Origin of the sequence: Leisingera sp. ANG1 (assembly GCF_000203975.2) — a bacterium.
Taxonomy (GTDB): domain Bacteria; phylum Pseudomonadota; class Alphaproteobacteria; order Rhodobacterales; family Rhodobacteraceae; genus Leisingera.
In genome coordinates, this window is record NZ_AFCF02000001.1 from 281143 (window position 1) to 306593 (window position 25451).

At 63.6% G+C, this 25451-nt stretch carries 23 protein-coding genes; 12 read left to right on the plus strand and 11 right to left on the minus strand.

All coding sequences use genetic code 11. The features are described from left to right. Positions 1–6: 6 nt before the first annotated feature. Complete coding sequence (locus GC1_RS01405) at positions 7–357, minus strand: DUF6477 family protein (RefSeq protein WP_019296203.1); 351 nt, start codon at positions 355–357, stop codon at positions 7–9. Positions 358–589: 232 nt separating this feature from the next. On the opposite strand from GC1_RS01405, the gene GC1_RS01410 reads away from it, so the two are divergent. Continuing rightward, complete coding sequence (locus GC1_RS01410) at positions 590–1663, plus strand: DUF6456 domain-containing protein (protein ID WP_019296204.1); 1074 nt, start codon at positions 590–592, stop codon at positions 1661–1663. Positions 1664–1735: 72 nt separating this feature from the next. On the opposite strand, the gene GC1_RS01415 is transcribed toward GC1_RS01410, so the two are convergent. Both GC1_RS01415 and GC1_RS01420 read right to left on the minus strand, forming a co-directional pair. After that, a complete protein-coding gene (locus GC1_RS01415; RefSeq protein ID WP_019296205.1) occupies positions 1736–2284 on the minus strand; it encodes a peroxiredoxin in 549 nt (182 codons plus the stop codon). Positions 2285–2458: 174 nt separating this feature from the next. Next, positions 2459–3373 carry a hypothetical protein gene (locus GC1_RS01420; protein ID WP_019296206.1) on the minus strand — a complete coding sequence of 305 codons (915 nt, stop codon included), beginning with the start codon at positions 3371–3373 and terminating at the stop codon, positions 2459–2461. Between the two features lie 207 nt (positions 3374–3580). On the opposite strand from GC1_RS01420, the gene lipA reads away from it, so the two are divergent. After that, positions 3581–4534, plus strand: coding sequence for a lipoyl synthase (gene lipA / locus GC1_RS01425; RefSeq protein ID WP_020424455.1), 954 nt, complete (start codon positions 3581–3583; stop codon positions 4532–4534). Further along, the gene (locus GC1_RS01430) at positions 4531–5673 is read left to right on the plus strand and encodes an amidohydrolase (RefSeq protein ID WP_019296208.1); all 1143 of its coding nucleotides are present in this window, start codon (positions 4531–4533) and stop codon (positions 5671–5673) included. Before lipA ends, GC1_RS01430 begins: the two co-directional genes overlap by 4 nt. A 3-nt stretch (positions 5674–5676) precedes the next feature. On the opposite strand, the gene GC1_RS01435 is transcribed toward GC1_RS01430, so the two are convergent. Together GC1_RS01435 and hpt are read right to left on the minus strand one after the other, a co-directional pair. Next, entirely contained in the window at positions 5677–6051 is a 375-nt protein-coding gene (locus GC1_RS01435; protein ID WP_019296209.1) for a hypothetical protein, read from the minus strand. A gap of 245 nt (positions 6052–6296) precedes the next feature. Next, on the minus strand, positions 6297–6842 hold the full coding sequence (gene hpt, locus GC1_RS01440; RefSeq protein ID WP_019296210.1) for a hypoxanthine phosphoribosyltransferase: 546 nt from the start codon (positions 6840–6842) through the stop codon (positions 6297–6299). Positions 6843–6916: 74 nt separating this feature from the next. On the opposite strand from hpt, the gene GC1_RS01445 reads away from it, so the two are divergent. Both GC1_RS01445 and tmpT read left to right on the plus strand, forming a co-directional pair. After that, positions 6917–7363 (plus strand): type II toxin-antitoxin system RatA family toxin, encoded by a 447-nt coding sequence (locus GC1_RS01445; RefSeq protein ID WP_019296211.1) that lies wholly within the window; start codon positions 6917–6919, stop codon positions 7361–7363. A 93-nt stretch (positions 7364–7456) separates the two neighbouring features. After that, positions 7457–8098 carry a thiopurine S-methyltransferase gene (gene tmpT, locus GC1_RS01450; RefSeq protein ID WP_019296212.1) on the plus strand — a complete coding sequence of 214 codons (642 nt, stop codon included), beginning with the start codon at positions 7457–7459 and terminating at the stop codon, positions 8096–8098. An 85-nt stretch (positions 8099–8183) separates the two neighbouring features. Here the strand turns inward: tmpT and GC1_RS01455 are convergent, their stop codons facing one another. From GC1_RS01455 to GC1_RS01470, 4 genes are all read right to left on the minus strand, one after another. Beyond that, positions 8184–9365 carry an ammonium transporter gene (locus GC1_RS01455; RefSeq protein WP_019296213.1) on the minus strand — a complete coding sequence of 394 codons (1182 nt, stop codon included), beginning with the start codon at positions 9363–9365 and terminating at the stop codon, positions 8184–8186. Positions 9366–9504: 139 nt separating this feature from the next. Further along, positions 9505–9996, minus strand: coding sequence for a CinA family protein (locus tag GC1_RS01460; RefSeq protein ID WP_019296214.1), 492 nt, complete (start codon positions 9994–9996; stop codon positions 9505–9507). 2 nt (positions 9997–9998) lie between these two features. Further along, positions 9999–10505 carry a phosphatidylglycerophosphatase A family protein gene (locus GC1_RS01465; RefSeq protein WP_019296215.1) on the minus strand — a complete coding sequence of 169 codons (507 nt, stop codon included), beginning with the start codon at positions 10503–10505 and terminating at the stop codon, positions 9999–10001. After that, on the minus strand, positions 10502–11638 hold the full coding sequence (locus GC1_RS01470) for a bifunctional 2-C-methyl-D-erythritol 4-phosphate cytidylyltransferase/2-C-methyl-D-erythritol 2,4-cyclodiphosphate synthase (RefSeq protein ID WP_029204817.1): 1137 nt from the start codon (positions 11636–11638) through the stop codon (positions 10502–10504). Before GC1_RS01470 ends, GC1_RS01465 begins: the two co-directional genes overlap by 4 nt. Before the next feature lie 182 nt (positions 11639–11820). On the opposite strand from GC1_RS01470, the gene dusB reads away from it, so the two are divergent. From dusB to ntrX, 5 genes are all read left to right on the plus strand, one after another. Continuing rightward, complete coding sequence (gene dusB, locus GC1_RS01475) at positions 11821–12807, plus strand: tRNA dihydrouridine synthase DusB (RefSeq protein ID WP_019296217.1); 987 nt, start codon at positions 11821–11823, stop codon at positions 12805–12807. Then, the gene (locus tag GC1_RS01480; protein ID WP_019296218.1) at positions 12804–13883 is read left to right on the plus strand and encodes a two-component system sensor histidine kinase NtrB; all 1080 of its coding nucleotides are present in this window, start codon (positions 12804–12806) and stop codon (positions 13881–13883) included. The genes dusB and GC1_RS01480 overlap by 4 nt, the downstream gene beginning before the upstream one ends. 3 nt (positions 13884–13886) lie before the next feature. After that, positions 13887–15251, plus strand: a complete 1365-nt coding sequence (locus GC1_RS01485; protein WP_019296219.1) for a response regulator — start codon at positions 13887–13889, stop codon at positions 15249–15251. Positions 15252–15351: 100 nt separating this feature from the next. Continuing rightward, complete coding sequence (locus tag GC1_RS01490) at positions 15352–17634, plus strand: sensor histidine kinase NtrY-like (protein ID WP_019296220.1); 2283 nt, start codon at positions 15352–15354, stop codon at positions 17632–17634. After that, entirely contained in the window at positions 17631–19040 is a 1410-nt protein-coding gene (gene ntrX, locus GC1_RS01495; RefSeq protein ID WP_019296221.1) for a nitrogen assimilation response regulator NtrX, read from the plus strand. Before GC1_RS01490 ends, ntrX begins: the two co-directional genes overlap by 4 nt. Positions 19041–19084: 44 nt before the next feature. Here ntrX and GC1_RS01500 read toward each other — a convergent pair whose 3' ends face one another. Together GC1_RS01500 and GC1_RS01505 are read right to left on the minus strand one after the other, a co-directional pair. After that, entirely contained in the window at positions 19085–21424 is a 2340-nt protein-coding gene (locus GC1_RS01500; protein ID WP_052260466.1) for a caspase family protein, read from the minus strand. Between the two features lie 508 nt (positions 21425–21932). Then, on the minus strand, positions 21933–22400 hold the full coding sequence (locus GC1_RS01505; protein WP_029204818.1) for a hypothetical protein: 468 nt from the start codon (positions 22398–22400) through the stop codon (positions 21933–21935). A gap of 113 nt (positions 22401–22513) precedes the next feature. Between GC1_RS01505 and trkA the strand changes: the two genes are divergently transcribed. Then, positions 22514–23890 (plus strand): Trk system potassium transporter TrkA, encoded by a 1377-nt coding sequence (gene trkA, locus GC1_RS01510; RefSeq protein ID WP_019296225.1) that lies wholly within the window; start codon positions 22514–22516, stop codon positions 23888–23890. Between the two features lies 1 nt (position 23891). Then, positions 23892–25427, plus strand: coding sequence for a TrkH family potassium uptake protein (locus GC1_RS01515; protein ID WP_019296226.1), 1536 nt, complete (start codon positions 23892–23894; stop codon positions 25425–25427). Positions 25428–25451 lie beyond the last annotated feature (24 nt).

Genomic DNA, 25451 nt, shown 5'->3' on the forward strand with positions numbered 1-25451 from the left:
TGAAGATCAGGGGCAGGGGGCAGGACCCTCTGTCGCAGCAAAACGGCGGTCCCGCGGGGCCGCCGTTCTTGTTTTCGCACGTGCCTTCAAACACGCTGCCTCACCGGCCAGTGCGATCAGTACATCCACGTGGCGGATCATCGAATAGCCGGCCTCGCCTGCCTTGCGTTCTGCGTTCAGCGCCTCCTCCAGCTCCAGCAGCCGCATCACGGCGGCAGCAGGCTTGGGCACATCTCCATAGCCCAGTATGCGGCGCAGGTCGCGCTTGCGGCAATAATTCCGGGCGCCTAACCGGGCGGCCCGTGCCAGGATCCTCGGGCGCCGGAGCAACGAAACGCGGCTGAAAACATCCTGCATGATCGTCTCCTTTCCTATCTCTAATCTGGCTCTGCTATAACACAACCCTAGGTGGTGTTGCGGAAAGGGGGCGACCGGCGAACGGTCCGTTTTGTGATGATTATGGTTTTTCTGGAAACAATGATGTCCGATCCGCGCTTTTGTCCAAATCCAGCCGGGCGAAATGGGACATGCCGCAGGCACCTTTGAGTGCGGCTGGCCCGGCAGCCTGGCTCACGACCGGGGGTTACGAATGCAAAACATGACACAGGCACCCTTTCCTGGCTGGGTGCCGCTGGAAACTTGCCGCTACCTTCAGCACACCGAGGCTGGCCGCCCGATCCGCCAGCTGGCCCGCAAGGCGGGCTGCCATCCATCCACCATCCTGCGCCAGGTCCGCCGGGTAGAGGTCCTGCGGGACGATCCGCTGATTGACGAGGTGCTGACCTATCTGGCCGGGCGCTACCGGTCCGAAGCAGCGAAACCGCGGCAGGAGGAAAAGCCCTCCGCCGCAAGCCGCAGCCTGCGGTCGGGGTTTGAGCGGGAAGCGGCCAGCGTGCTGACCCTGCTCAGCCGCGGCGGCGCAGTTCTGGCCGCAGCAGAAGGCATGGAAATGGCCGTTGTGGTGCGCGAAGGCCAGGAGGCCGACGGGCATAAGGTGGCGGTGTCGCGGCCCTTGGCAGGGGCGCTGGCGCTGACCGGCTGGATTGCCTGCTCCCGCCGGGGCCGGATCAGCCGCTATTCCATCACCGCGGGCGGGCGCACCGCATTGAACCGGATCATCGCCGATCAGGAAAACCGCGCCCGCGCCCGGTTGGAGGGCGGCTTTGCCGAAGCGCAGACACCGTTTGGGGCGCCGGACGCGGGCGAGGGCGGCGGACTGGGCCGCAAATCCCGTTACAGCGGCGCCGAAACCCCGCTGGAAATGCTGTCCCGGCTGTCGGACAAGGACGGCAAGTCCTTCCTGACCCAGCCGATGGTGCGGGCCGGGCGGCGTCTGCGCGAGGATTTCGAACTGGCGCAGATCAGCAGCCACCTGATGCAGGAGGAGCTGTATTTCGCCCAGGGCACCCACCCGATGCGCAGCACCAGCCACCAGGCGGCGGCAGAAGCCCACCAGCGGATGACTGGGGCGCTGCAGAAGCTCGGGGCCGGCCTCAGCGACATCGCCCTGCGCTGCTGTTGCCACCTTGAGGGGCTGGAAACCGCAGAGCGCAATCTGGGCTGGCCTGCGCGGTCAGGCAAGGTGGTGCTGCGCATCGCCCTGCAGCACCTGGCCGATTACTACGGCGAGGCCAGCCCGCAGCAGGAAGAGATGATCGGTTGAGGCGCACGATGCCTCAAACGAAAACGGGCCCGCAGCGCGGACCCGTTCGAATGCCAGATCGGGCAGTGCAGCTTAGGCTGCGACTTCTGCCTTGGCTTCTTTCAGGTGCTTCAGCACGGTCTCCGGGGAGGACACGCCATAGGGGTCTTCGCCGTGGTTGTCGGACAGGCCCGGCTCTTCGAACCATGCCTCAACAACACCGTTGTTCACGATGGCCGCATAGCGCCAGGAGCGGTTGCCGAAGCCCAGGTTGTCCTTGGCGACCAGCATGCCCATCTTGCGGGTGAACTCGCCGGAGCCATCCGGGATCACTTCCACGTTTTCCAGCTCCTGCGCGCGCGCCCAGGCGTTCATCACAAAGCTGTCGTTCACGGACATGCAGTAGATCGCGTCGATGCCCTCGGCCTGGAAGTCGGCAAAGCCTTTTTCAAAGCCCGGCAGCTGGTAGGTCGAGCAGGTCGGGGTGAAGGCGCCCGGCAGCGAGAACAGCACAACGCGCTTGCCTGCAAAGTAGTCAGCGGTGGTCTTGTCTTCCCAGCGGAACGGGTTCGGGCCCTCGATCGCTTCGTCGCGGACACGGGTGTGGAAGGTCACGTCGGGCAGCTTAACGCCAGCTTTCATCTCAGCTTGCTCCTGATTGCGGATTTCATTCGGCGGGCAGGCTTAAAATGATTCTAAGCTGGCTTCAACACGTCCCGGTGATTTGCGCGCAGGTTTCCGGCGCCAGTCCGCGAACACGGCAGTCCAGCGCCGGAAAACCTCGCAAATACGGCATCTTCGCCCCTGGCAGGGACGTTACGCCGCAGCCTTCTTGATGGTGACCGTGGTGCCGCGGATCTTGCGTTCGGCAGCGGCGGTCAGGTCGTTGAACTTCTTGAGCGTCGCCAGAAGCTTCTTCTTGTCCTTGGAATCCTCAATGGCGCCCGGGAACTTCTTCTTGGCGGTCTGATACTGGTCGTTGATCTTCTTCAGATCCTTGTATTTCGCCGCCGCCTCTTTCAGTTCGGGCGCTGCGGCTTTCAGATCCTCGCCCGCCTTGTCGATGGCGGTCACGCAATGGGCATTGATCGCCTTGACCAGCGCGCCGACCCGGTTGGTGTATTTCTTCAGGTTGCGGTCCACCAGCAGCTGCGGCAGCTCGGTTGCGTCCTTCTTCTTGTCATGGCCTTCCGCCTTTTCCTTCAGGATCTTGTCGACCGTCTTCTGGAAATTCGCGCCGTACAGCTTCTGCGCCGCGTTCAGCTTGCCCTCATACTCAGACGCCTTCTTGACGGCGGCAATCTCCTTTTCCAGCTCGCCCTGCAGCGCCTCGATATCCTTCTTCGAGGCTGAGGACTTGCCGCGTTTCTTCAGGTCCTTCTCGATGTCCTTCAAGAGCGCCTGCTGCTTGGCCATATGCGCCTTGGCATCAGCGCAGAACCCCTTCATCGCGCCGACTTCCTCCTGGTGGATGTCCACCGCCTTGTTCCAGGTGACCAGCCCGTCCTTGAAATGCTTGTTCTTCTGGAAATCGGCCAGCTTTTCCGATTTCACCCCGTCCTTGCGCGCCTTGGCCAGGCTTTCGCGGAAATAATCCTCGCCCTCCCAGGCGTTGCCCAGTGAAATCCCGATCCGCTTCTTCAGCTTGTCGCCCTCTGCGGTGGTGAATTTCTTGGTGCCTGCAGCCAGCTTCTTATGCTCTGCCTTGAATTTCTCCAGTTCCTTGGCCATGCGTCCCTCCCTGAATGATCTGCAGCGAAATCCTGATGCTTGGTGGAATTATGTGTCCCGCTGCGCCGCTTTGGCAAAGAAAAACGGCACATTTTCGGAGTTTGAGCCATGACAAGGCGGCAAGGCAGGGTTGACGATATGACCGTGCCAAGCCAGATCAGCTGTGTTAAACCGCTCACAAAGCCAAAGGCCGGAAGGGAAACCCACGTGAGAGACCTCAAGATCCCGGAGCAGCGCCACCCCGAAAAGGCGCATCGTCCCGACAATGCTCAGCCCAAAAAGCCAAGCTGGATCCGGGTCAAGGCGCCGGGCGGCAAAGGCTATGCCGAAACCCACAAGATCATGCGCGACAACAAGCTGACGACAGTCTGCGAGGAAGCGGGCTGCCCCAATGTCGGCGAATGCTGGAGCCAGGGCCACGCCACCATGATGATCATGGGGGAGGTCTGCACCCGCGCCTGTTCCTTCTGCAACATCGCCACCGGCAAGCCGCCTGAGGCGCTGGATGCGTTTGAGCCGGGCCGCGTCGCCCATGCGGTCGAAAAACTGGGTTTGAACCACGTGGTGATCACCTCCGTGGACCGCGATGATATCGAGGACGGCGGCGCAGAGCATTTTGCCCAGACTATCCGCGCGGTGCGCCACCGCAGCCCGAACACCACCATTGAAATCCTCACCCCGGATTTCCTGAAATGCGATCCCTCGGTGCTGGAAACGGTCGTCGAGGCGCGGCCCGACGTTTTCAACCACAATCTGGAGACCGTGCCGGGCCTCTACCCTGAGGTCCGCGCCGGCGCGCGCTATTTCCACTCCCTGCGCCTGCTTCAACGGGTCAAGGAACTGGATCCGTCGATGTTCACCAAATCCGGCATCATGGTCGGCCTGGGCGAGGACGCGCAGGCGGTGAAGCAGGTGATGGACGACATGCGCGCTGCGGACATCGATTTCCTGACCATCGGCCAGTATCTGCAGCCGACGCCGAAACACCACGCAGTGGACCGCTTCGTGACGCCCGAGGAATTCAAATCCTACGAGAAAGCCGCCTATGGCAAGGGCTTCCTGATGGTTTCGGCAACCCCGCTGACGCGGTCCTCCTACCATGCAGGCGACGATTTCGCCCGCCTGCGCCAGGCCCGCAACAAGAAGCTGGGCCTGGCATGACGCCTGAGCGTCTGGCGCAGCTGACGCAGCTGCGCCACGCCCTGCATCAAATCCCCGAGGTTTCCGGCGCCGAGGAAAAGACCGCCGTCATGGTGGCGGGCTACCTGCGCCAGCATCAGCCCGACCAACTGCTGACAGGGCTTGGCGGCCACGGTGTTGCCGCGGTCTTTGAGGGCAGGGCGGACGGCCCCACGGTGCTGATCCGCTGCGAGCTGGACGGCTTGCCGATCGAGGAGCTGTCGGATCAACCCTACCGCTCCACCCACGCAGGCCGCGGCCATCTCTGCGGCCATGACGGCCATATGACGATGGTGGCGGCGCTGGCCGCGGATCTCGCGGTACAGCGCCCAGCAAGGGGCCGCGCCGTGCTGCTGTTTCAGCCCGCCGAGGAAACCGGCAAGGGCGCAGCGGCGGTGATTGCCGATCCGGGTTTCGCGCAAATCGCGCCGGATTATGCCTTTTCCCTGCACAACCTGCCGGGCTTGCCGGTGGGTCAGGTGGCCTTGTGTTCGGGCGCTGCCAACTGCGCGTCACGCGGAATGCGGATCAAACTGACCGGTAAAACCTCCCACGCTGCCGCGCCGCAGGACGGGGTGTCGCCTGCCGGTGCCATCTCCCGGCTTCTGCCGGGCCTTGCCGCCTTGGGCAGCGGCGGTGATCTGGGGCCGGAGTTCGCGCTGGTCACCTTGACCCATGCCAAGCTGGGTGAAGCCACCTTTGGCATCGCCCCTGGCGAGGGCGAGGTTTGGGCCACTCTGCGCACCGTTACAAACATCCGAATGGATCAGCTGATTGCAGAGGCCACGGCACTGGCGGAACAGGTCTGCGCGGCGGAGCGGCTGGGGTTCTCAATAGAATTCGACGATGTGTTCGACGCCTGCACCAACCACCCGGAGGCGGTGGAGCTGTTGCAGGCCGCCTGCGCCGCGGCAGGCCATCCGGCGCATATGCGGGACTATCCGCAGCGCTGGTCCGAGGACTTCGGCCAGTTCGGCAAGCAGGCAAAGGCCGCGATGTTCTGGCTGGGGTCCGGCGAGGCGCAGCCGCAGCTGCACAACCCCGATTTCGACTTCCCGGACGCAGCAATCCCGGCCGGGGCCGGGATCTTTCTGCACACGCTCAGAAACCTGCTGGGCTGACCCTTACTGGGTCAGCGCATTGACGACGGCCACCGCGCCGATGATCGCAAGCGTGTCCTTGACGACCTCAAAGATCTTGTCGCCCTGGCGCACATAGCGGTGCCCCTCACGCGGCGGGTTCAGCCCCCAGCGGCCGTAGTCGTCAATATAGACCCAGTCGTCACCGCGGATGCGGCCATCGTACCGGTCGTGATCATGGTCATGATCGTGATCGTGACTGTGCTTGCGGTGGTGCCGTTTCTTGACCTGGCCCGGCGCATAATGGGCTGCGCTCTTGCTGTGGCCGGGCGCCCATTTCGGCGGCCCCGCGTGGGTGGCTGCGGGGACAAGGGACAGGGTCATTGCGGCTGCCGCTGCTGCGGTCAAAAACTTCTGCATGGCGGATCTCCTGTGATCGCTGCGTTTGGAAATCACATGAGGCAGGTTGCGGCGAAAGGCAAATCCGCTGCGCCGGAAAGCGCCACCCGCTTGGCCGGAACCGGCGGAGGGCCGCCGGTTCCCGATTGCGCTGTGTTTATCGTGGTTTGTGGCAGTTTTGCACAAGCGCCGCCGCTGGCTGCACCAGGGGGTGCACAGGCGGTGTACAGGGGGTGCACGCACGTCACCCCCGGGTATTGGCTGATTCAGCCCTCGTCGGTGAACCGCACTTTGCCGATATGCGGCAGATTCCGGTTGCGCTGCGCATAGTCGATGCCATAGCCGACAACAAATTCGTCGGGGATTTCAAAGCCAACCCAATCAGAGCGGAAATCCACCTCGCGCCGCGACGGCTTGTCCAAGAGCGCAATGGATTTCAGCCGCGCCGGATTGCGGCTTTGCAGCAGGTGGGTGACATGGTTCAGCGTGTGGCCGGTGTCGACGATATCTTCCACGACCAGCACGTCGCGCCCTTCAATGGCACCGCGCAAGTCCTTGAGAATGCGCACTTCCCGGCTGCTTTCCATCGAGTCGCCGTAAGAGGACGCCTCCAGGAAATCGACCTCGATCGGCAGATCCAGCTCCCGCACCAGATCGGCGATGAATACGAAACTGCCGCGCAGCAGGCCAACCACGACCAGCTTGTCGGTATTGCCGAATTCCTTCTGGATTTCCTCGCAAAGCTCCTCGATCCGCGCGGCGATTGCCTTGGCCGAGATCATCACATCAATGACATATGGACGCTGTGTCATGGCTGCCCCCTTGAATTTCCCGCGCGTACATAGGACATCACGCCCGGTAATTGTAGCAGAAAATCAGCGGACAGATGCCCACACACTCGGAAACCCGCCAGATGCCCTATTCGGCACAGCAGATGTACGATCTGGTGGCCGATGTCGCGCAGTACCCGAAATTCCTGCCCTGGTGCGCCGCCGCCCGTATCCGCAGCCGTGCGCCGATGGGTGAGGCAGAAGTGATGGAGGCGGATCTGGTGATCTCCTTCAAGGTCTTCCGCGAACGCTTCGGAAGCCGGGTAACCCTTTATCCGGGCGAGAGAAAAATCGATACCGAGTATCTGGACGGCCCGTTCCGCTACATGAAGTCCCACTGGATTTTCACCCCGCGCGAGGATGGCAGCTGCGACGTCGACTTCTTCGTCGATTTCGAATTCAAGAATGCGGTTCTGCAGGGCATCATCGGCGTTGTCTTCAACGAGGCGATGCAGCGCATCGTACGCGCGTTCGAACGCCGCGCTGCGGAGCTGTACAGCTGAGGCATTGCCGCGCGAGATAGCTGTTGACCTCAAGCGCGCTTCAAGTCGTATCACCTTTTGGAAATGATACTTCCAGCTGAAAGGGAAGCTGCAATGGAACAGGAATTCTGGCAGGCGCGCTGGCGCGAGAACCGCATCGGCTTTCACGAAGCGGCGCCGAACTCATTGCTGATCAAGCATTTTTCCCGGCTCGGGATTTCGGCCGGCCAAAGCGTGTTCCTCCCTCTTTGCGGCAAGGCGCTGGACCTGGACTGGCTGCTGTCACTGGGACTGCGTGTGACCGGTGTGGAGTTCAATCAAGGCGCGGTGGAGGAGGTCTTTGCCCGGCTGGGGCTGACACCGGACGTCTCCCAAGCAGAAGGGCTAATCCGCTATCAGTCAGGCGAGCTGGCCCTTTACGCAGGTGATTTCTTTGCCCTTGCCCCGGCACATCTTGGCGCGGTTGACGCGGTCTATGACCGGGCGGCGCTGGTCGCGGTGAAACCAGAGGACCGGCAGGCCTATGCGGCGCATTTGAACCGGATCACTGGAAACGCAAAACAACTGCTGATCGGGTTCGACTACGATCAATCCCTGATGGACGGGCCGCCGTTTTCGGTGCCGGGATCAGCGGTGCGTGCGCTCTATCAGGGCAGCCATGAAATCAGTCTGATCGAGGAACGCGCCGCGGACGGCCGGATCGGCGAACGCTGCAATGCGCTGGAACAGGCCTGGCTGCTAACTCCCTTCTCCTGAAACAGAAAACGGGTCCCCCAAGGGGACCCGTCCGGTGCGAAATGGCACCGTCTGCCGTGAGTGGTGGCATCCGTCATAGCCGGGGTCAGCTGTTCATGTCGTATGCGCGCTCACCGTGAACAGAAAGATCGAGGCCATTGGTCTCGCTTTCAAGATCCACGCGCAGGGATGTGATCAAAGCGGAGATCTTCACCAGCGCGATGGTTACCACCACGGTGAAGATGCCGACGATCACCAGCGCACCCAGCTGCGCGGCCCAGGCGCCGGCACCGAAGATGGCGATCATGATGGTGCCGAAGATGCCGCCGACGCCGTGCACGGCAAAAACATCCAGGGTGTCGTCGATCTGCATCTTGTTGCGCACCAGATTAACCATTTCCTGGCAAAGCACGCCGGCAATGGCACCGATGATCAGCGCTTCCATCGGGCCGACAAAGCCTGACGCCGGGGTGATCGAGGCGAGGCCTGCAATGGTGCCAGTGACCAGGCCCACAAGGGAGGCCTTGCCGTATTTGATCTTTTCCCACAGCGCCCAGCTGAGCGACGCGGTGGCAGCGGAGATATGGGTCACGGTCAGTGCCATTGCCGCGCCGCCGTCTGCGGCCAGCTGGGAGCCGCCGTTGAAGCCGAACCAGCCGACCCACAGCATTGCGGCGCCGATCATCACATAGCCGGGGTTATGCGGCGGGATGGTGCGGTTTTTGCGCGGGCCCAGGAAGAAGGCGATGATCAAGGCTGCGAGGCCTGCGGTCTCATGCACCACGATGCCGCCGGCAAAGTCCTTGACGCCCACGTCGCCGAAGATGCCGTCATCCGCCAGGAAGCCACCACCCCAGATCCAGTGCACCACCGGCGCATAGCACAAGAGCATCCAGAGGCCGGAGAACACCAGCACAAAGCCAAAGCCGACGCGCTCCACATAGGCGCCGACGATGAGCGCGGGCGTGATGATGGCGAAGGTCATCTGGAAGGCAAAGAACAGAACCTCTGGCAGGGTTCCGGACAGGCTGTCGGCGGTGACGCCGTTCAGGAACATCTTGTCCAGACCGCCCCAGATACCGGAGGTGCCGCTTCCGAAGGCAATGCTGTAGCCGAAGGCCAGCCACAGAACGCTCATCAAACAGGCAATGGCGTAGCAATGCATGAAGACGCTGAGCACATTGCGGGCACGCACAAGGCCGCCGTAGAACAGGGCCAGGCCTGGCAATGTCATGAAGAGGACCAGGGCCGTGGCCACAATGATCCATGCGGTATCCGCTCCGTTCATCCGATTGTTCCTTCCCCTCAAAAGCCGGTGAGGTCAGGAGAAAGCGCAGACCGCGCGCAGAAAAAAGCGGCAGGGGTGCGGGAGGCGCACAAAAACGGGGCTTTTTTGCAAGTGCTGAAAAATTGAGCGCCGTTGCGGGTCAGCTGCCCGTTTCGCGTTCGATTTGGGAAACGGCCTGCGCCAGCAGCTCCAGCGCGTGGTCACGGGTGGCGGCGCGGACTTTGGCGCGGCCGATGGCGCCGAATTCCACGGTTTCTGTTGTGGCAGTCTGGCCTGCGCGGGCCAGGCCAAAGCAGACGCGGCCCTCGGGCTTGAATTCTGAGCCGCCGGGGCCTGCGATGCCGGTGACGGAGACGGCCAGGGTAACGCCTGCGTTCCGCACTGCGCCTGCCGCCATTTCCGCGGCGACCTCCTCGCTGACTGCGCCGACGGAGTCCAGCGTCTCCGCCTTGACGCCCAGCATCTGCATCTTGGCGGCGTTGGAATAGGTGACAAAGCCGCGGTCGACCACGGCGGAGGAGCCCGGGATATCCGTCAGCGCCGCGGCAATCATGCCGCCGGTGCAGCTTTCGGCCGTGGCGATGGTGATGCCTGCGGCGGTTGCGCGTCTGATCAGCTCATCCGCGTCCATGGTCACATCCCCAAGACGCCGTGCGACAGGAAGGCGAGCGCAGCCACGCAGATGGCGGCCAGGATGCCCGCGATGATGTCGTCCATCATCACACCGGTTGCGCCCTTCTGCCGGTCGGCCCAGCCGACGGGGCCGGGTTTCAGGATGTCGAACAGGCGGAACAGCACAAAGGCGGCGATCCAGCCCGGCCACAGCGCGGTGATCTCGATATCATGCGCCCAGGCCGGGTAGGACACGGCCCAGAGCGCGGTGAACTGGCCAGCGACCTCGTCCAGGACAAATTCCGAGGGGTCCATGTTCTCGCGGTTGCGGGTCATTGCCTCTGCCGCCCAGACGCCCACGATCATGCAGATCACGGTTGCCAGCGCCAGAAGCAGAAACCCGCCCAGTTGGTGCAGCAGATAGGCCAGGGGAAGGGCTGCAAGCGAACCCCAGGTTCCGGGCGCGGGGCGCAGGTAGCCGATGCCGCCCACGGTGCCGATCAGGAAGGCCAGGCGTTGTCTCTTCATGATTTCACCAGCGCTGCGGTGGCGATAGCGGCAATGCCCTCGCCGCGGCCGGTGAAGCCGAGGCGCTCCGACGTGGTGGCCTTGATTGACACACGGTCTGCGCCGATGCCCAGGATTTCAGCCATCACCGCGCGCATTCTGGCGGCGTGCGGGCCAACCTTGGGGTATTCGCAGACCAGGGTGCAATCGACGTTCGACAGGGTGAACCCCATCTCGCGCGCCAGATTGGCGGCGTGGCGCAGGAAAATCTCGCTGGCCGCGCCTTTCCACTGCGGGTCCGAGGGCGGGAAGTGCTGGCCGATGTCGCCCTGCGCCAGCGCGCCATAGATGGCGTCAGTGACGGCGTGCATACCAACATCGGCGTCAGAGTGGCCCTGCAGGGTTTTCTCATGCGGGATTTCCACCCCGCACAGGATCACGCTGTCGCCGGGGCCAAAGCGGTGCACGTCGTAGCCGTTGCCAAGCCTGATATCCATGTCTGCTCCCAGAATACGCTCCGCCCGGGTGAAGTCCTCGGGGCGGGTGATTTTGATATTGTCCGGCTCCCCCGGGATAATGCGGACGTCAAGCCCGGCAGCGCGTGCCACCTCGACATCATCGGCGGCTCCGCCGGGGTGGGCAAGATGTGCCGCCAGAATGTCCTGAAACCGGAAACCCTGGGGCGTCTGCGCGGCAAACAGGCCATTGCGGTCCTGGGTGCCGGTGACGCTGCCGTCTGCTCCGGTCCACAGCGCGTCCGTCACCGCCAGCGCCGGGGCTGCGGCAGGTCCGGCGTCCAAGGCATTGAGAATGCTGTGGATCAGGGCAGGGCTGACACAGGGGCGGGCGGCGTCGTGGATCAGCACCTTGTCTACGCCGTGCAGCTCCAGCGCCTTGAGACCGTTCAGGACAGAGGCAGCCCGTTCTGCGCCGCCTTCAGCGAGGATCAGACCGGGGCTGCCGGAGAATTCTTCCCAGGCGGCGGCGTCATCCGGTGACAGCACCAGAACCGTGAGGTCCACACCTGCATTCGCAAAGGCTTCGAGGGTCCAGTCGATCATCCGGCGGCCCTTGAGCGGGCGCCATTGTTTGGGCGTGCCGCCGCCTGCGCGGGTGCCGCGGCCGGCGGCGACGATCAGGGCGGCTGTGGTCATGCGGTCCTCGTCCGATAGGTCCCGCATTGTTTATGAGGTGGCGCGGGAAGTGGCAATCACCCGGCGGAATGTGATTAAAAAATAGGCAAATGAAGATCGAGAGCGGCTTGCAGAGGCGCAATTCATTGCTGCATAGCAGAAGCTTCGGGTAAAAACCTCTCAGTTGCACAAGGATTAGGCAGTTGTCCTTCACGCTTGGAACCACCTCCATGTCCCCGCCCATCGCACTGGCGCCGATGGCGGGAATCACCGACCGGCCGTTCCGGGATCTTGTCCGCTCCTTCGGCGTTGGGCTGATGGTGAGCGAGATGGTGGCAAGCCAGGAGATGGTTCAGGCCAAGCCCGGCGTGCGCGAGCGGGCTGAGCTGAGCGCGGATGTGGAGAACACCGCGGTGCAGTTGGCCGGGCGGGACGAGTACTGGATTGCCGAGGCGGCGAAACAGGTCGCCGGGCAGGGCGCGCGGATCATCGACATCAACATGGGCTGCCCGGCCAAGAAGGTGACCAACGGCTATTCCGGCTCTGCCCTGCTGAAGACGCCGGATCATGCGCTGAAGCTGATCGAGGCGGTGGTCGGAGCCGTGGATGTGCCAGTGACGCTGAAGACGCGGCTGGGTTGGGACGACAACTGCCTGAACGCGCCGGACGTGGCGCGCCGCGCCTGCGAGGCCGGGGTGCAGATGGTGACGATCCACGGCCGCACCCGCTGCCAGTTCTACAAGGGCTCTGCCGATTGGGCGGCGATCCGGGGCGTCAAGGACGCGGTGACTGTGCCGCTGCTGGCAAATGGCGACATCGTTGATACCGCCTCTGCCCGGCAGGCGCTGGAGCTTTCTGGCGCAGATGGCGTGATGATCGGGCGCGGGGCCGAAGGAAAGCCTTGGCTGCTGGCTGAAGTGGCGCATCACCTGTGGGGCACACCGGCGCCGGAGATTCCGCAAGGAGATGCGTTTATTCAAATGGTTTCAGAGCATTACCGGGCAATGCTGGATTTCTACGGGCAGGATCTTGGCGTCCGTGTCGCACGCAAGCACCTGGGCTGGTACATGGATGAGGCCGGAACCACCCCCGCCAGGCGCAGGGCGGTGCTGACGGAGAAGAACCCGGAAGAAGTTCTGGCGCTGCTGCCGGAGGCGCTGAGCGCCGAAAGACCGGAGGCCGCCGCATGATGGACAGCGCAGCTCTCTGGGCCTCTTTGCCGGTGCCGGCGTTTCTGATCGACGCCTGGGACAAGATTGCTGATGTGAACGCCGCCGGTGAGGGGTTCCTGAACACCTCGCGCAAGGCGCTGCTGGGGCAGCCGGTGTGGGATACGCTGGCGATCGACGCGCCGATCGAGGAGGCCTTTGCCCGGGCCCGGGTGCAGAGCACACCGCTGTTTGTGAACGATATCGACGTCGGCTCCGGCAGCCGGGCGCCGCTGCAATGCGGGGTGCAGATCGCGCCGTTGCAGGGGCAGGAGGGGGTGATGCTGCTGATGGTCACCCCGCGGGAGCTGGCCGGGCGGATGACCCAGACCCATTCCGCCAAATCCGCCGCCGCCTCTGCCATCGGTATGGCAGAAATGCTGGCGCATGAGATCAAGAACCCGCTGGCGGGCATCACCGGCGCAGCGCAGCTTCTGAGCATGGGGCTGGGACCGGAGGACCTGGAGCTGACCGACCTGATCGTCAGCGAAAGCCGCCGCATCGTGAAACTGCTGGAGCAGGTGGAGCAGTTTGGCAACCTGACTGAACCGGCGTTCCAGCCGGTGAACCTGCATGATGTTCTGGACCGCGCGCGGCGGTCTGCGCTCTTGGGTTTTGGTGCCCATATGACCATCACCGAGAGCTACGATCCCTCGCTTCCGATGGCCTGGGGCGATGCGGACCAGCTGCTGCAGGTGGTGCTGAATTTGTTGAGGAATGCCTCGGAAGCTGCTGATCCAAAAGGCGGAAATATTCAGATACGTACTTTCTATGAACATTCCTTCCGGCTGCGCCGCAGTGACGGGACCGGCAAACTGTTGCCCCTTCAGATCGAAATTACCGATGACGGGCCAGGGCTGCCGGACAAGATCAAGGACGATATTTTCGACCCGTTTGTTTCGGGCCGGGAGAACGGCACCGGGCTCGGCCTTGCTTTGGTGAGCAAGATCGTCTCGGAGCATAATGGCTGGATTTCCGTAAGCTCGGTTCCCGGGCGCACGGTGTTCCGGCTGTCGCTGTCGCGCGTGCCGCGTGACGCCAAACCGCAGGAGAGCTGATCCATGGACGGCACCGTTCTGGTCGCTGATGACGACCGCACCATCCGCACCGTTCTGACCCAGGCGCTGACGCGCGCGGGCTGCAAGGTGCATGCGACCTCTTCACTGACGACGCTGATGCGCTGGGTGGGAGAGGGCAAGGGCGATGTCGTCATCTCCGATGTGATGATGCCGGACGGGAACGGGCTGGAGATGCTTCCCAAGATCCAGGCGGACCGGCCCGGGCTGCCAGTGATCGTGATCTCGGCACAGAACACCATCATGACGGCGATCAAGGCGGAGGAGGCGGAGGCCTATGATTACCTGCCCAAGCCTTTTGACCTGCCGGAACTGATGAAGCGCACCGCCAAGGCGCTGGCGGCCAAGCGGGTGGCGCCTGCTGCGCGTCCGGATACAGCGGAACGCCCCGAGGAGCTGCCGCTGATTGGCCGCAGCGAGGTGATGCAGGCGCTGTACCGGCTCATTGCACGGGTGATGAACACCGATCTGCCGCTCTTGATCACCGGTGAAAGCGGTACCGGCAAGTCGCTGATTGCGCAGGCAATTCATGATTTTTCGGACCGCCGCACCTTGCCCTTTGTGCATGCGGATGCGGCGGATCTGATCGCGCTGGAAGGCCCGTCGCGGCTGCTGGCGCAAGTGAAGGGCGGCACACTGGTGATTGATGAGCTGGCCGACCTGCCGGAGGAGGCACAGGCGCGGCTGGTGCGGATGATGGATGTGCCGGGCGATCACGCGCCGCGGTTCATAGCCTCCAGTCAGAAGGATCTGGGTGCGGCGATGGAAGGCGGCGGGTTGCGTCAGGATCTCTACTACCGGATCTGCGGCTCGGAACTGCATGTGCCGGCGCTGCGGGAACGGGTCGAGGATATTCCGCTGCTGGCGGAGCATTTCCTGATCAAGGCCGAAAACGAAGGCGCGCCGCACCGGGTGCTGAGCGAAGCTGCGCGCGAGGTTTTGCGCCGGTTCTCCTGGCCCGGCAATGTGCGGCAGCTTGAAAACACTGTCCGCCGCCTGGCGCTGACTTCGCGCAGCGAAGAAATCACCAAGGCGGATGCGGAGGCGGTGCTGGGGCCGCAAGCCGGACCGCAGCCGGAAGCGGCGGGATTTGCAAATGAGAAGCTGTCGGAAGCAGTGGGCCGCCACTTGCAGAGGTATTTTGACCTGCATGGCGATATGCTGCCGCCGCCGGGATTGTATATGCGGCTGCTGCGCGAGGTGGAGACGCCGCTGATCGAAATCGCCCTAGCGGCGACTGGCGGAAATCAGGCAAAATGCGCGGATTTGCTGGGGATCAACCGGAATACCCTGCGTAAGAAGATTACCGATCTGGATATTGAGGTGACACGCCGCCGCAAACTGATGTAATATCGCCACAGAAATGTGGCCCTGTTGTAAATTTCCTAGGCAGGACCACGAGATATGGCGGTGACTCGCAAAGAGTCGCACATCAGGATGAGGGCAGTAAGTGGCGCATAAGTCACATCTGAGGGCGGCATACGGGCCGTTTGCGGCCTTGGACCGGTGGCGGAGAACCCGCCGGGCGCGCAATATCGGCACCATCGGACTGGTTCTGCTGGGTCCGGTGCTGGCCTTGGCGACGTTTCTTATCATCGGCCCGCTGGGGCAGGGGGCCTCGTCCAGGTCGCTGCGGCTGATTCTGCTGGCCGACCTCGTTTACATCCTGACCATTGCAGCGCTGGTGATGGCGCAGATCGTGCGCCTGTTTGCAGCGCGGCGGTCGAAATCGGCTGGCTCCCGGCTGCACCTGCGGCTGATCGGGGCCTTTGGGTTCCTGGCGCTGATCCCCACCGTCATTGTTGCTGTCTTTGCGGTGCTGACGGTGAATGTCGGGCTTGAGGGCTGGTTTTCGCAGCGGGTGCGGCAGGTGATCGGCAGCTCGCTGGAGGCTGCAGAAGCCTATCAGTCGCAGCAGAAAGGTGATCTGACCGAGGATGCCCGTGCGCTGGCACGCTACCTCGACAGCAGCCGGTCGCGCAGTTTTTTCATCAACGATGCCGAACTGCGGCTGGTGCTGGCCCAAGGCCAGCTGCAGGTTCAGCGGGGACTGCGCGAGGCCTATATTGTTGACAGCGCAGGGCTGATCCGTGCGCGCGGCGAGCGGTCTTATGAGTTCGATTTCGAAAAGCCCAGCGAGCGGCAGCTCGGGGCTGCCCGCGAAGACGGACTGCTGCTGATCGAGGACTGGGACAACAGCGAGTTCCGCGCACTGGTGCGGCTGGACGCTTTTGTCGACCGGTTCCTGTATATCAGCCGGGACGTGGACGGCGAGCTGCTGAACCTGCTGGATGACACCCAGGAAACTGCGCATCTGTACCAGCAGCTGGAAAGCGAACGGGGAAGGGTGCTGTTTGAATTTGCGCTCTTGTATATCGGGTTTGCGGTTATCCTGATCCTGGCCGCGATGTGGCTGGGCATGTGGTTTGCGGAGCGGCTGTCGCGTCCGGTCGGGCGGCTGACAGTGGCGGCGCAGCGGGTCGGGGCCGGCAATCTGGATGTGCAGGTGCCGATTGAGGACGGCGGTGACGAAATTTCCCAGCTCGGCCAGTACTTCAACCAGATGACCCGGGAGTTGAAGGCCCAGCACGGCAGGCTCTTGGACAACACCCGCCAGATTGAACGGCGGCGGCGGCTGTTCGACTCGGTTTTGTCCTCCGTGACCTCAGGCGTGGTTGGCCTTGATGCTGACGGCCGGGTGACCTTCGTGAACCGCTCTGCCGAACGGCTGCTGGACTGGCAGGAGGATCAGCAATCGCTGGCGCTGGCCGTTGCGGTGCCTGAGTTCGGACCGCTGTTTGCAGAGCTGATCGAGACCGGTGCCGAGGTGGTACAGGAAGAGATCAAGGTGACCCGCCAAGGCCAGTTGGAGAACCTGCTGGTCAGAATGTCGCCGCGCCGCTCCGGCGAGGGCAGGCTGGAAGGTTATGTGGTGGCCTTTGATGATGTGACCGATCTGGTCAGCGCCCAGCGGATGGCGGCCTGGGGTGATGTGGCCCGCCGCATTGCCCATGAGATCAAGAACCCGCTGACCCCGATCCAGTTGAGCGCCGAACGCATCAAGCGCAAGTTCGCCCCCAAGCTGGGCGAGGAGAACAGCGATCAGCTCCAATCCATGACTGACGTGATCGTGCGCCAGACCAATGATCTGCGCAGGATCGTAGATGAGTTTTCGAAATTCGCCCGCATGCCGGAACCGGAACGGCGCGAGGAGGATCTGGTGAAACTGGTGCGGGACGCGGTGATCCTGCAGCAGCAGGGCCAGCCGGATGTCCGGATCAAGGCGGATCTGCCCAAGGCGGAGATGCCCTCGGATCTGGATGCAACCATGATTGGCCAGGCGCTGACCAATCTGATCAAGAACGCAGGTGAAGCCATTGAAAGCCTGCAGCAAAAAGGCGCTCCGGAGGGGCTGCTGCCGGAAATCCGGGTTTCTGTCCAAAAGGCCGGCGCTGCCTATGAGGTCCGGATTGCGGACAATGGCATCGGTCTGCCGGAAGACCGGGCGCGGCTGTTCGAGCCTTATGTGACCACGCGGGATGCTGGCACCGGGCTGGGGCTGCCGATCGTCAAGAAAATCATCGAAGAGCACGGGGGCACGCTGACGCTGGAAGATGCCCCGGTGTTCGAGGGACACGCGCATAACGGCGCAATGGCGGTGATCCGCCTGCCCGCCGCAGCCCAGAAAGCGGCGGCGCCTAACAAGAGCACAGTGAAAGCAGGTCTGACATGAGTGACATTCTGATTGTTGATGACGAGCGCGACATCCGCGAACTGGTCTCGGACATTCTTGAGGACGAAGGCTATGCCACCCGCAAGGCGGGCAGTTCCGACGAATGCATGGCGCGGCTGGAAGAGGCCCAGCCGGCCCTGATGATCCTGGATATTTGGCTGAAGGACAGCCAGATGGACGGGATCGACATCCTGAAGGCGGTGAAGCGGGACACGCCGGATATTCCGGTGGTGATCATTTCCGGCCATGGCAACATTGAAATCGCGGTCGCGGCGATCAAGCAGGGCGCCTATGACTTCATCGAGAAGCCCTTCAACATCGACCAGCTGATGGTGGTGATCCGGCGTGCGATGGAAACCTCGCGCCTGCGCCGGGAGAATACCGATCTGAAGCGCAAGGACACCGGGCCGGCAGAGATGATCGGTACCTCTGCGGCGTTCCGCACCCTGACCAGCCAGCTCGACAAGGTGACGAAATCCAATGGCCGGGTGATGCTGACCGGCCCGGCGGGCAGCGGCAAGGAGATTGCAGCGCGCTATATCCACGCCAATTCAAACCGCGCCTCTGCGCCCTTTGTCACCGTGAACTGCGCCAGCATTGAACCGGACCGGATGGAAGAGGTTCTGTTCGGCCGCGAATCCTCGGAGCGCGGTGTGGAGCCGGGGCTGCTGGAGCAGGCGCATGGCGGCGTGATGTTCTTTGACGAGGTCGCAGACATGCCGCTGGGCACCCAGTCCAAGATCCTGCGTGTGCTGGTGGACCAGCAGTTCCAGCGGGTCGGCGGTTCGGACAAGATCAAAGTCGACCTTCGGGTGGTGTCCTCCACCAACAAGGATCTGGATGCCGAGATCGAGGCCGGCACGTTCCGCCAGGAGCTGTATCACCGGCTGAACGTGGTGCCGGTGGCGGTGCCCTCACTGGCGGACCGGCGCGAGGATATCCCGTTGCTGGCGGGCCATTTCATCGCCCAGTTCAACGAGGCCCAGGGCCTGCCGCTGCGCGAGCTGACAGATGAGGCCGTGGCGCTGATGCAGACCATGCTGTGGCCGGGCAATGTGCGCCAGCTGAAAAACCTGGTGGAGCGGGTGCTGATCCTGGGTGACGGCAGCGGCCCGATTGAGGCCAAGGATCTGCCGCGCGAGGAAGAAAAGCCGCAGGAGGAAGGCCGGGTGGTGCTGTCCGGTGCGCTGGCGACCCTGCCGCTGCGCGAGGCGCGGGAGGCGTTTGAACGCGAATACCTGCTGACCCAGATCAACCGCTTTGGCGGCAACATCAGCCGCACGGCGTCTTTTGTCGGCATGGAACGCTCAGCACTGCACCGCAAGCTGAAGTCGCTGGGGGTGGTCACTTCCAACAAGGCGGGCGCCCGGGTGGCGCATGTGGAAGCCGAAGAAGAACAGGCCTGAGAATGGCCCCCGCGCGCCCGGAAAGCTCCGGGCGCGCTTTGGTATCAGAACAGGTCCTGGCGGATCGGGTTCAGTGCGAAATGGACCTGTGCTGCCAGTTGAAGCTGGCTGATGGCGTCCTCCGGAACCGTTGCGGGCAGACCCGCTTGGCGGGCCCAGTCGGCCAGTTCCCGGCGTGAGGCCGGGCCGAACTGGCCGTCAACAGAAATGCCGGAGCCGAGCTCACGCAGGACGGATTGGGTGGCGGCGGATATGTCCGCCGTTGTCATACCCGCCAGCAGCTCCCGTGCGGCGGCACGAGCATCCGGGTCGTTCAGCGCCATTGCTTTGCCGGCCCGCGCCGCTGCAGCATGGGCCGGAATGCGGTCTCCCAGCCGGTTCAGCGCAACCCAGGCACCGTTGGCGCCGCCCCAAGCGTCGCCGCGTGCAAGCCCCATGTCATACCATTCCAGCGCCTCGGCGGCATCGCTGCCGGGCAGATCGCCGTTCATGATCATCCGGCCGATCTCACCCGGGGCATGCGGATGGCCCAGCTGGGCGGCCTCGGCAAACAGCGCGCGGGCTTTTTCCTTGTCCACCGCCTTGCCAGCGCCGCCATCCCGGTAGACATAGCCCAGGTTGGCCGTGCCGTAGATGTCGCCGCGCCCGGCGGAGGCTTCCAGATAGGTCAGCCCGCGCTCCGGCTGCGCCAGTTCATCGCCGCTCCACAGGAAGAACACGCCCAGTTCGTTCAGAGCATAGGTATGGCCCAGCTCCACCGCGCGGCTGAGCAGGTCAAAGCCGCGCTGTTTCTCCTCCGCCGTTCCGTTCTTGCGCAGGAGCCGCTTGCCGCGGGCATGCATCGAAAACGGGTCGCCGGCCTCGATCCCCTTGTCCCACAGGGAAAATGCCTTGTCCGGATTGTAGGGGATCGGCACGGTTTCGCGGTCGACATTCGGCGTGACATGCAGGTAGGCGACCGCGTTATAGGCGCGGACATGGCCCAGTTCCGCTGCCTTCTCAAAGGTTTCGTAGGCCTCCATCAGGCGGCCCTGGCCCTGCAGGGCGCGGCCCAGCTGATAATGCAGCCGCCCGAGGTCTGGCGCCGCCTCGACGGCCTCGCGGCAGGCGGTTTCCGCTGCCTTGAGGTCGATTTCATTGGGAAAGCGGAACAGGCCGACGCCTTGCGGATCCAGCAGGTCGCCTGCTTCAAGATCGCATTGGCGGGCAATCATCTCCAGGTTGACGGTGACGTCGCGTACCGTGTCCGCCTGCGCCAGCCGCAGCACCATCCGGTCCTTGCGGACCTGGCCGCCGTCCTTGCGGGCGGGCAGTTCCGACAGTTTGGGGGCATAGCTGAGGCTGAGGGCGCTTCCCTCTCCGGACCGCAGCGAGGTCACGCCTGCGGAGGGTGTCTCAACAATCGACACCTTGGTGCCGGCCTGGACGTAGGGGTTGATTTCCGGCGCCAGTTCCAAGGCCCGGCCAAGCGGCACCTTCAGAGACAGTTCTGCCGGGATCTGGTCGAGGCTGGCAGGTGCAGGTTCCGTGGTGGCTTCCGGCTCCGCTAGGGCGACATTCAGCGACCGTTCGGCGGGGCGCAGATATATCTTCTGCATCAAGGTGGAGCTTTCCCAGGGCACCTGGGTGTTGCCGGTGGCGCTGTAGACATCGCTGCGGATGGCCGCCAGCACGGTCATGGCGTCCTCATTGGGGTTGTCGGGAAAATGCCGCACGACAGAGGCGGTGTAGGGGCTGTTGCTGCCGGGCTCCCCATCCAGAGCGGTGGCGCCGGGGGAGGTGGAAAACGCCACCAGTGTGTTCAGCGGCGGGCGGAACACGTCAAAACCTTCGCGCGCCTCATAGAGCTGGGCGCCGACCTCGGCGTTGAGCTTGGCCTGCGGCACCGGATTGTCGCGGCAGGAATCCAGCATCAGGATCTGGCTCCCGGCCTTGCCGCCCAGAATGGCGGACACGCGGTCCAGCGTCACCGACTGGAACGGCAGATCGTGAATGCCCGAAAGCTCCGCATCGCTGGTCAGCAGATAGTTACGCCGCCCCAGCTGGATGCCGTGGCCTGCGTAATAGAAAAACACCTGGCTGCCATCGCGGATGTTGAGCGCGGCCTGGCGCAGCAGCGCCTCAAAGCCGCGTTTGTCCAGGTCGTAGCCCTCGTAGACGGTATACCCGAAGGACTTGAGCATCCCGGCCATCGCCTCAGCGTCCTTGCGGGTATTGGTCAGATCGCTGACGTGGTCGTAATCCTGGATGCCGATGACGATGGCGGTTTCCGGGGCGGCACCCCGTTCGCTGGTTTCATAGGCCGCCTGCGCTGCCGCTGGCGGCAGCGCAAAGGTCAGCAATGCGGCTGCAATCGCTGGATGAAGGGGGGGGAGGGCTGTCATGGCGAGGACAGGGGGTTAACCCCAGCCTCCGCCACCGCCGGAGCCGCCACCACCGCCCCCCCCCCCCCCCCCCCCCCCCCCACCCCCCCCCCCCCCCCCCCCGCCCCCCCCGCCGCCCCCCCCGCCGCCGCCGCCGCCGGCACCAGCGCCGCCACCGCCCGGCGGGCCAACGGGTTCAATGGCTGGCGCCGCCGGTGCTGGAGCCGCTACAGGAGCAGTTGAAGTCGCGGACGCAGGCCGCGTGGCAGGCGCACTGTAGGTTGCGGGAGCAGGGGCCGGTGCGGCTGAAGGCGGCGGCGCTATCGGAGCCGTTGGTTCACAGGCCGCAGTGACGGCTGCCAAGGGCAGCGCTGCAAACAGGAAATGAATCCGCATCGGGTACCTTTCTCTATTGAGAATACTGGTTGCAAATAAAACAATCGGTGTTCAGCCTACTTGATCTTAGGCCGCAAATCAAAACTGTCCTGCCGCAAAATAGCTGTTCAGGTCCGCGGGGAGACTGGATTTCCTAGCCGCCGGTGCGGATGACAATGCTGCCATCCCGGTTCCGCTGCGCGCAGGAGGCTTCGCTCAAGGGGGCCAGCCGCGGCCCTGCGGGGACTGCCGCGTTGCGCTGGGTGCAGCGTTTCAGCGCAATTTGCTGATACCCTTTCGAGGCCATGCAGGATTTTTCCAGCCGTTTGCGCAGGGGCTTGTTCACATCGACAGTGTAAATGCCGCCGTCCACCCAGTATCCAGGCCGGTAGTAACACTTGCCGCCGTGGCAGACCTGCCTGCCCGGGTAGAAGACAGGGGGATGCTGCCGGATTTCATTTGCGACAGGGGCGTCTTTCAGTGCCTGGGTGGCGCAGGTCAGCTCATCACTTTGCAGGCGGGAAACCTCTGCCCCCTGCTTGTAGTAGACCGGCAGCGGTCCGCAGGCCGTTGCGAAGGCCAGCAAAACAGCGGCTGCCGTGACTGTCAAACTCCGTCGCATGGTGAAAGAATGGCCGCAAACTGAGGAAGTTACAATTAATTTGACCGTGAAAGCGGCATCTGTCATTCACATCGGACAAATCTCTGCCCGAAACTCCGCCAAGGGACATGTAAATGAAGGTCATTATCTGCGGCGCGGGCCAGGTCGGCTGGCAGATCGCCCGGCACCTGTCCGGTGAGCACAATGATGTCACGGTGGTTGACAGCAATGCGGAGCTGGTGCGGCGGGCGACCGACACTTTGGACGTGCAGGGCATTCACGGCTTTGCCTCATATCCGGACGTATTGGACCGGGCCGGGGCACGGGACGCGGACATGATCATCGCCGCCACCCACTCGGACGAGGTCAACATGGTGACCTGCCAGGTGGCGCACTCCGTCTTCAAGGTTCAGCGCAAGATCGCGCGGCTGCGGGCCAAGAGCTACCTGACCGCGATCTATTCCGATCTGTACCAGCGCGAGCATTTGCCGATTGACGTAGTGATCAGCCCGGAGCGGGAGGTTGCCGCGGCGGCGATGCAGCGGCTGTCGGCGCCAGCCGCCTTTGATACCGAGACCTTCATGGGCGGCCAGGCGCAGCTTTTGGGCATCCAGATTGATGCCGAATGCCCGGTGGTAAACACGCCGCTGCGCCAGTTGACGGACCTGTTTTCTACGCTGCGTGCAATTGTGGTGGGGGTCCGCCGTGATGGCACACTGTTTGCGCCGGAGCCGGGCGACCAGCTGTTCGTGGGCGACAGCTGCTATGTGTTCTCGCATGTGGACGACGTGCCGCGCACCATCGAGGTGTTCGGCAAGAAAGAGAAACGCCAGGACCGGGTAGTTGTGGTCGGCGGCGGCAACGTCGGGCTGGAAGTGGCGAAAGCGCTGGAAAGCAGCACCTCGCGGATCCGGGCCAAGGTGATCGAGCGGGACCGCAAATGCGCCGAACGCGCCGCCGAGGCGCTGGAGCGCACAATCGTGCTGAACGGTGACGGTCTGGACCGCTCGCTGATGATCGAGGCTGGCATCGACAAGGCCGACGCGCTGCTGGCGGTGACCGACGACGACAAGGTCAACATGCTGGCGGCAGTGCGCGCCAAGGCCGAAGGCTGCCCGCTGGCAATTGCGCTGATCAATGACCCGACTCTGGTACCTCTGCTGCCGCACCTCGGGATTGACGCCTATATCAACCCGCGCTCCACCACTGTCAGCTCCATCCTGCGCCACATCCGCTATGGCCGGGTGCGGCAGGTCTACTCGCTGGGCGACGCAGAGGCAGAGATGATCGAGGCCGAGGTGCTGTCGACCTCGCCGATTGCCGGGCAGATGATCCGCGAGACCGACTTTCCCGAGGGCGTGCTGGTTGGCGGCATTCTGAAGGGCGGCGATATGCTGCGCCCGTCGGGTGAAACCCGGATCGAGGAAGGCGACGTGATCGCGCTGTTTGCAATGGCGGACGACGTGCCCGAGGTGGAGCGGCTCCTGCAGGTGTCGATCGACTACTTCTAGCATGCGCCGCGTGGTCCAAGCCCCCATTGGCGTCCTGCGCCTGCCGCTGTTCCTGCTGATCTGGGGCATCGCTTCCTTGGCGATGTGGCTGCCGGCCATTCATGCGCTGGTGCTGGACGACCATCACACATCGCAGAGCTTTTTCTACTCCGGCCTGGCCGGGCTGATCCTAGTGGTGCTGATTGCCCTGTCGATGGGCAACCGGGTGCCGCGCTACGGGATGCCGGGGCAGCTTTTGTCACTGCTGGCGACCTTCACGGTTCTGCCGCTGTTCCTGGCAGTGCCGGTGCAGGATGCGCTGGTCAGCACCCGCTATGTGAATGCCTATTTCGACATGATCAGCGCCATCACCACCACCGGTGCCGATATCTGGGCCGATCCCGGCCGCCTGCCGCCCAGCGTGCACCTGTGGCGGGCCATGGTCGGCTGGATGGGCGGGCTATTGATGTGGGTAGCAGCCTCAGCCGTGCTGGCACCAATGTCGCTGGGCGGGTTCGAGGTCACCGCCAAGGGGGAGCCGGGCGGCGGCACTGCGGGGCCTGGCCATATGGAGCGGGCGGACCCGCGGCGCCAGCTGGTGCTTGTCACCCGCACGCTTGCGCCGGTCTATGCCGGGCTGACCATGGTTCTGTGGCTGCTCCTGATGATCACAGGAGAGCAAGCGCTTACAGGCCTTAGCCATGCGATGTCGGTGATGGCGACCTCGGGCATTTCCGCAACTGGCGGGGTCGAGAACGCAGGCAGCGGCATTGCTGGCGAGATGGTTATGTTCCTGTTCATGTTCTTCGCGCTGTCACGGCTGACTTTCTCCAGCGACACGGTGACATCCGGGCAGGGGCGGCTGGACAAGGACCCGGAATTCCGAACCGGTCTGCTGATCGTCTTTGGTGTGCCGCTGCTTTTGTTCCTGCGCCATTGGGTGGCGGCTTATGAAGTGGACGCGGGCGAGGATCTGCTGCAGGCGCTAAGGGCACTGTGGGGGACGGTGTTCACGGTGATGTCTTTCCTGTCCACCACCGGCTTCGAGAGTGTGCACTGGGAGGCGGCCCGCACCTGGTCCGGGCTGGAAACGCCGGGCATGATCCTGCTTGGGCTGGCGGTGTTCGGCGGCGGCGTGGCGACAACGGCCGGCGGGGTCAAGCTGCTGCGGGTTTACGCACTCTACCTCAACGGGCTGCGCGAAATGGAGCGGCTGGTGCACCCGAGTTCAGTGAGCGGCGAGGGCGACCGCACCAAGCGGCTGCAGAAAAACGGGGCCTTTGTTGCCTGGATCTTTTTCATGCTGTTTGCCCTGTCGCTGGCACTGGTCAGCACCGCGCTGGCCGCCGTCGGCTCCAGCTTCGAGCAGTCCCTTGTGCTGGCAATTGCCGCGCTGTCGACCACTGGCCCGCTGACCGAAAGCGCCAGCAGCACGCCGATTGTGCTGAACCTGCTGACCGACCCGGCCAAGCTGATCCTGTGTGTCGCCATGGTGCTGGGGCGGCTGGAAACCCTGGCCTTTATCGCGCTGCTGTCCCCGAACCTCTGGCGCAGCTGACCGCCTTGGCAGTGAAAAGTGTTT

Coding starts and splice junctions, on each gene's coding strand:
- GC1_RS01405 (WP_019296203.1), bottom strand. CDS start 357: ATGCAGGATGTTTTCAGCCGCGTTTCGTTGCTCCGGCGCCCGAGGATC.
- GC1_RS01410 (WP_019296204.1), top strand. CDS start 590: ATGCAAAACATGACACAGGCACCCTTTCCTGGCTGGGTGCCGCTGGAA.
- GC1_RS01415 (WP_019296205.1), bottom strand. CDS start 2,284: ATGAAAGCTGGCGTTAAGCTGCCCGACGTGACCTTCCACACCCGTGTC.
- GC1_RS01420 (WP_019296206.1), bottom strand. CDS start 3,373: ATGGCCAAGGAACTGGAGAAATTCAAGGCAGAGCATAAGAAGCTGGCT.
- GC1_RS01430 (WP_019296208.1), top strand. CDS start 4,531: ATGACGCCTGAGCGTCTGGCGCAGCTGACGCAGCTGCGCCACGCCCTG.
- GC1_RS01435 (WP_019296209.1), bottom strand. CDS start 6,051: ATGCAGAAGTTTTTGACCGCAGCAGCGGCAGCCGCAATGACCCTGTCC.
- hpt (WP_019296210.1), bottom strand. CDS start 6,842: ATGACACAGCGTCCATATGTCATTGATGTGATGATCTCGGCCAAGGCA.
- GC1_RS01445 (WP_019296211.1), top strand. CDS start 6,917: ATGCCCACACACTCGGAAACCCGCCAGATGCCCTATTCGGCACAGCAG.
- tmpT (WP_019296212.1), top strand. CDS start 7,457: ATGGAACAGGAATTCTGGCAGGCGCGCTGGCGCGAGAACCGCATCGGC.
- GC1_RS01455 (WP_019296213.1), bottom strand. CDS start 9,365: ATGAACGGAGCGGATACCGCATGGATCATTGTGGCCACGGCCCTGGTC.
- GC1_RS01460 (WP_019296214.1), bottom strand. CDS start 9,996: ATGGACGCGGATGAGCTGATCAGACGCGCAACCGCCGCAGGCATCACC.
- GC1_RS01465 (WP_019296215.1), bottom strand. CDS start 10,505: ATGAAGAGACAACGCCTGGCCTTCCTGATCGGCACCGTGGGCGGCATC.
- GC1_RS01470 (WP_029204817.1), bottom strand. CDS start 11,638: ATGACCACAGCCGCCCTGATCGTCGCCGCCGGCCGCGGCACCCGCGCA.
- GC1_RS01480 (WP_019296218.1), top strand. CDS start 12,804: ATGATGGACAGCGCAGCTCTCTGGGCCTCTTTGCCGGTGCCGGCGTTT.
- GC1_RS01485 (WP_019296219.1), top strand. CDS start 13,887: ATGGACGGCACCGTTCTGGTCGCTGATGACGACCGCACCATCCGCACC.
- ntrX (WP_019296221.1), top strand. CDS start 17,631: ATGAGTGACATTCTGATTGTTGATGACGAGCGCGACATCCGCGAACTG.
- GC1_RS01500 (WP_052260466.1), bottom strand. CDS start 21,424: ATGACAGCCCTCCCCCCCCTTCATCCAGCGATTGCAGCCGCATTGCTG.
- GC1_RS01505 (WP_029204818.1), bottom strand. CDS start 22,400: ATGCGACGGAGTTTGACAGTCACGGCAGCCGCTGTTTTGCTGGCCTTC.
- trkA (WP_019296225.1), top strand. CDS start 22,514: ATGAAGGTCATTATCTGCGGCGCGGGCCAGGTCGGCTGGCAGATCGCC.
- GC1_RS01515 (WP_019296226.1), top strand. CDS start 23,892: ATGCGCCGCGTGGTCCAAGCCCCCATTGGCGTCCTGCGCCTGCCGCTG.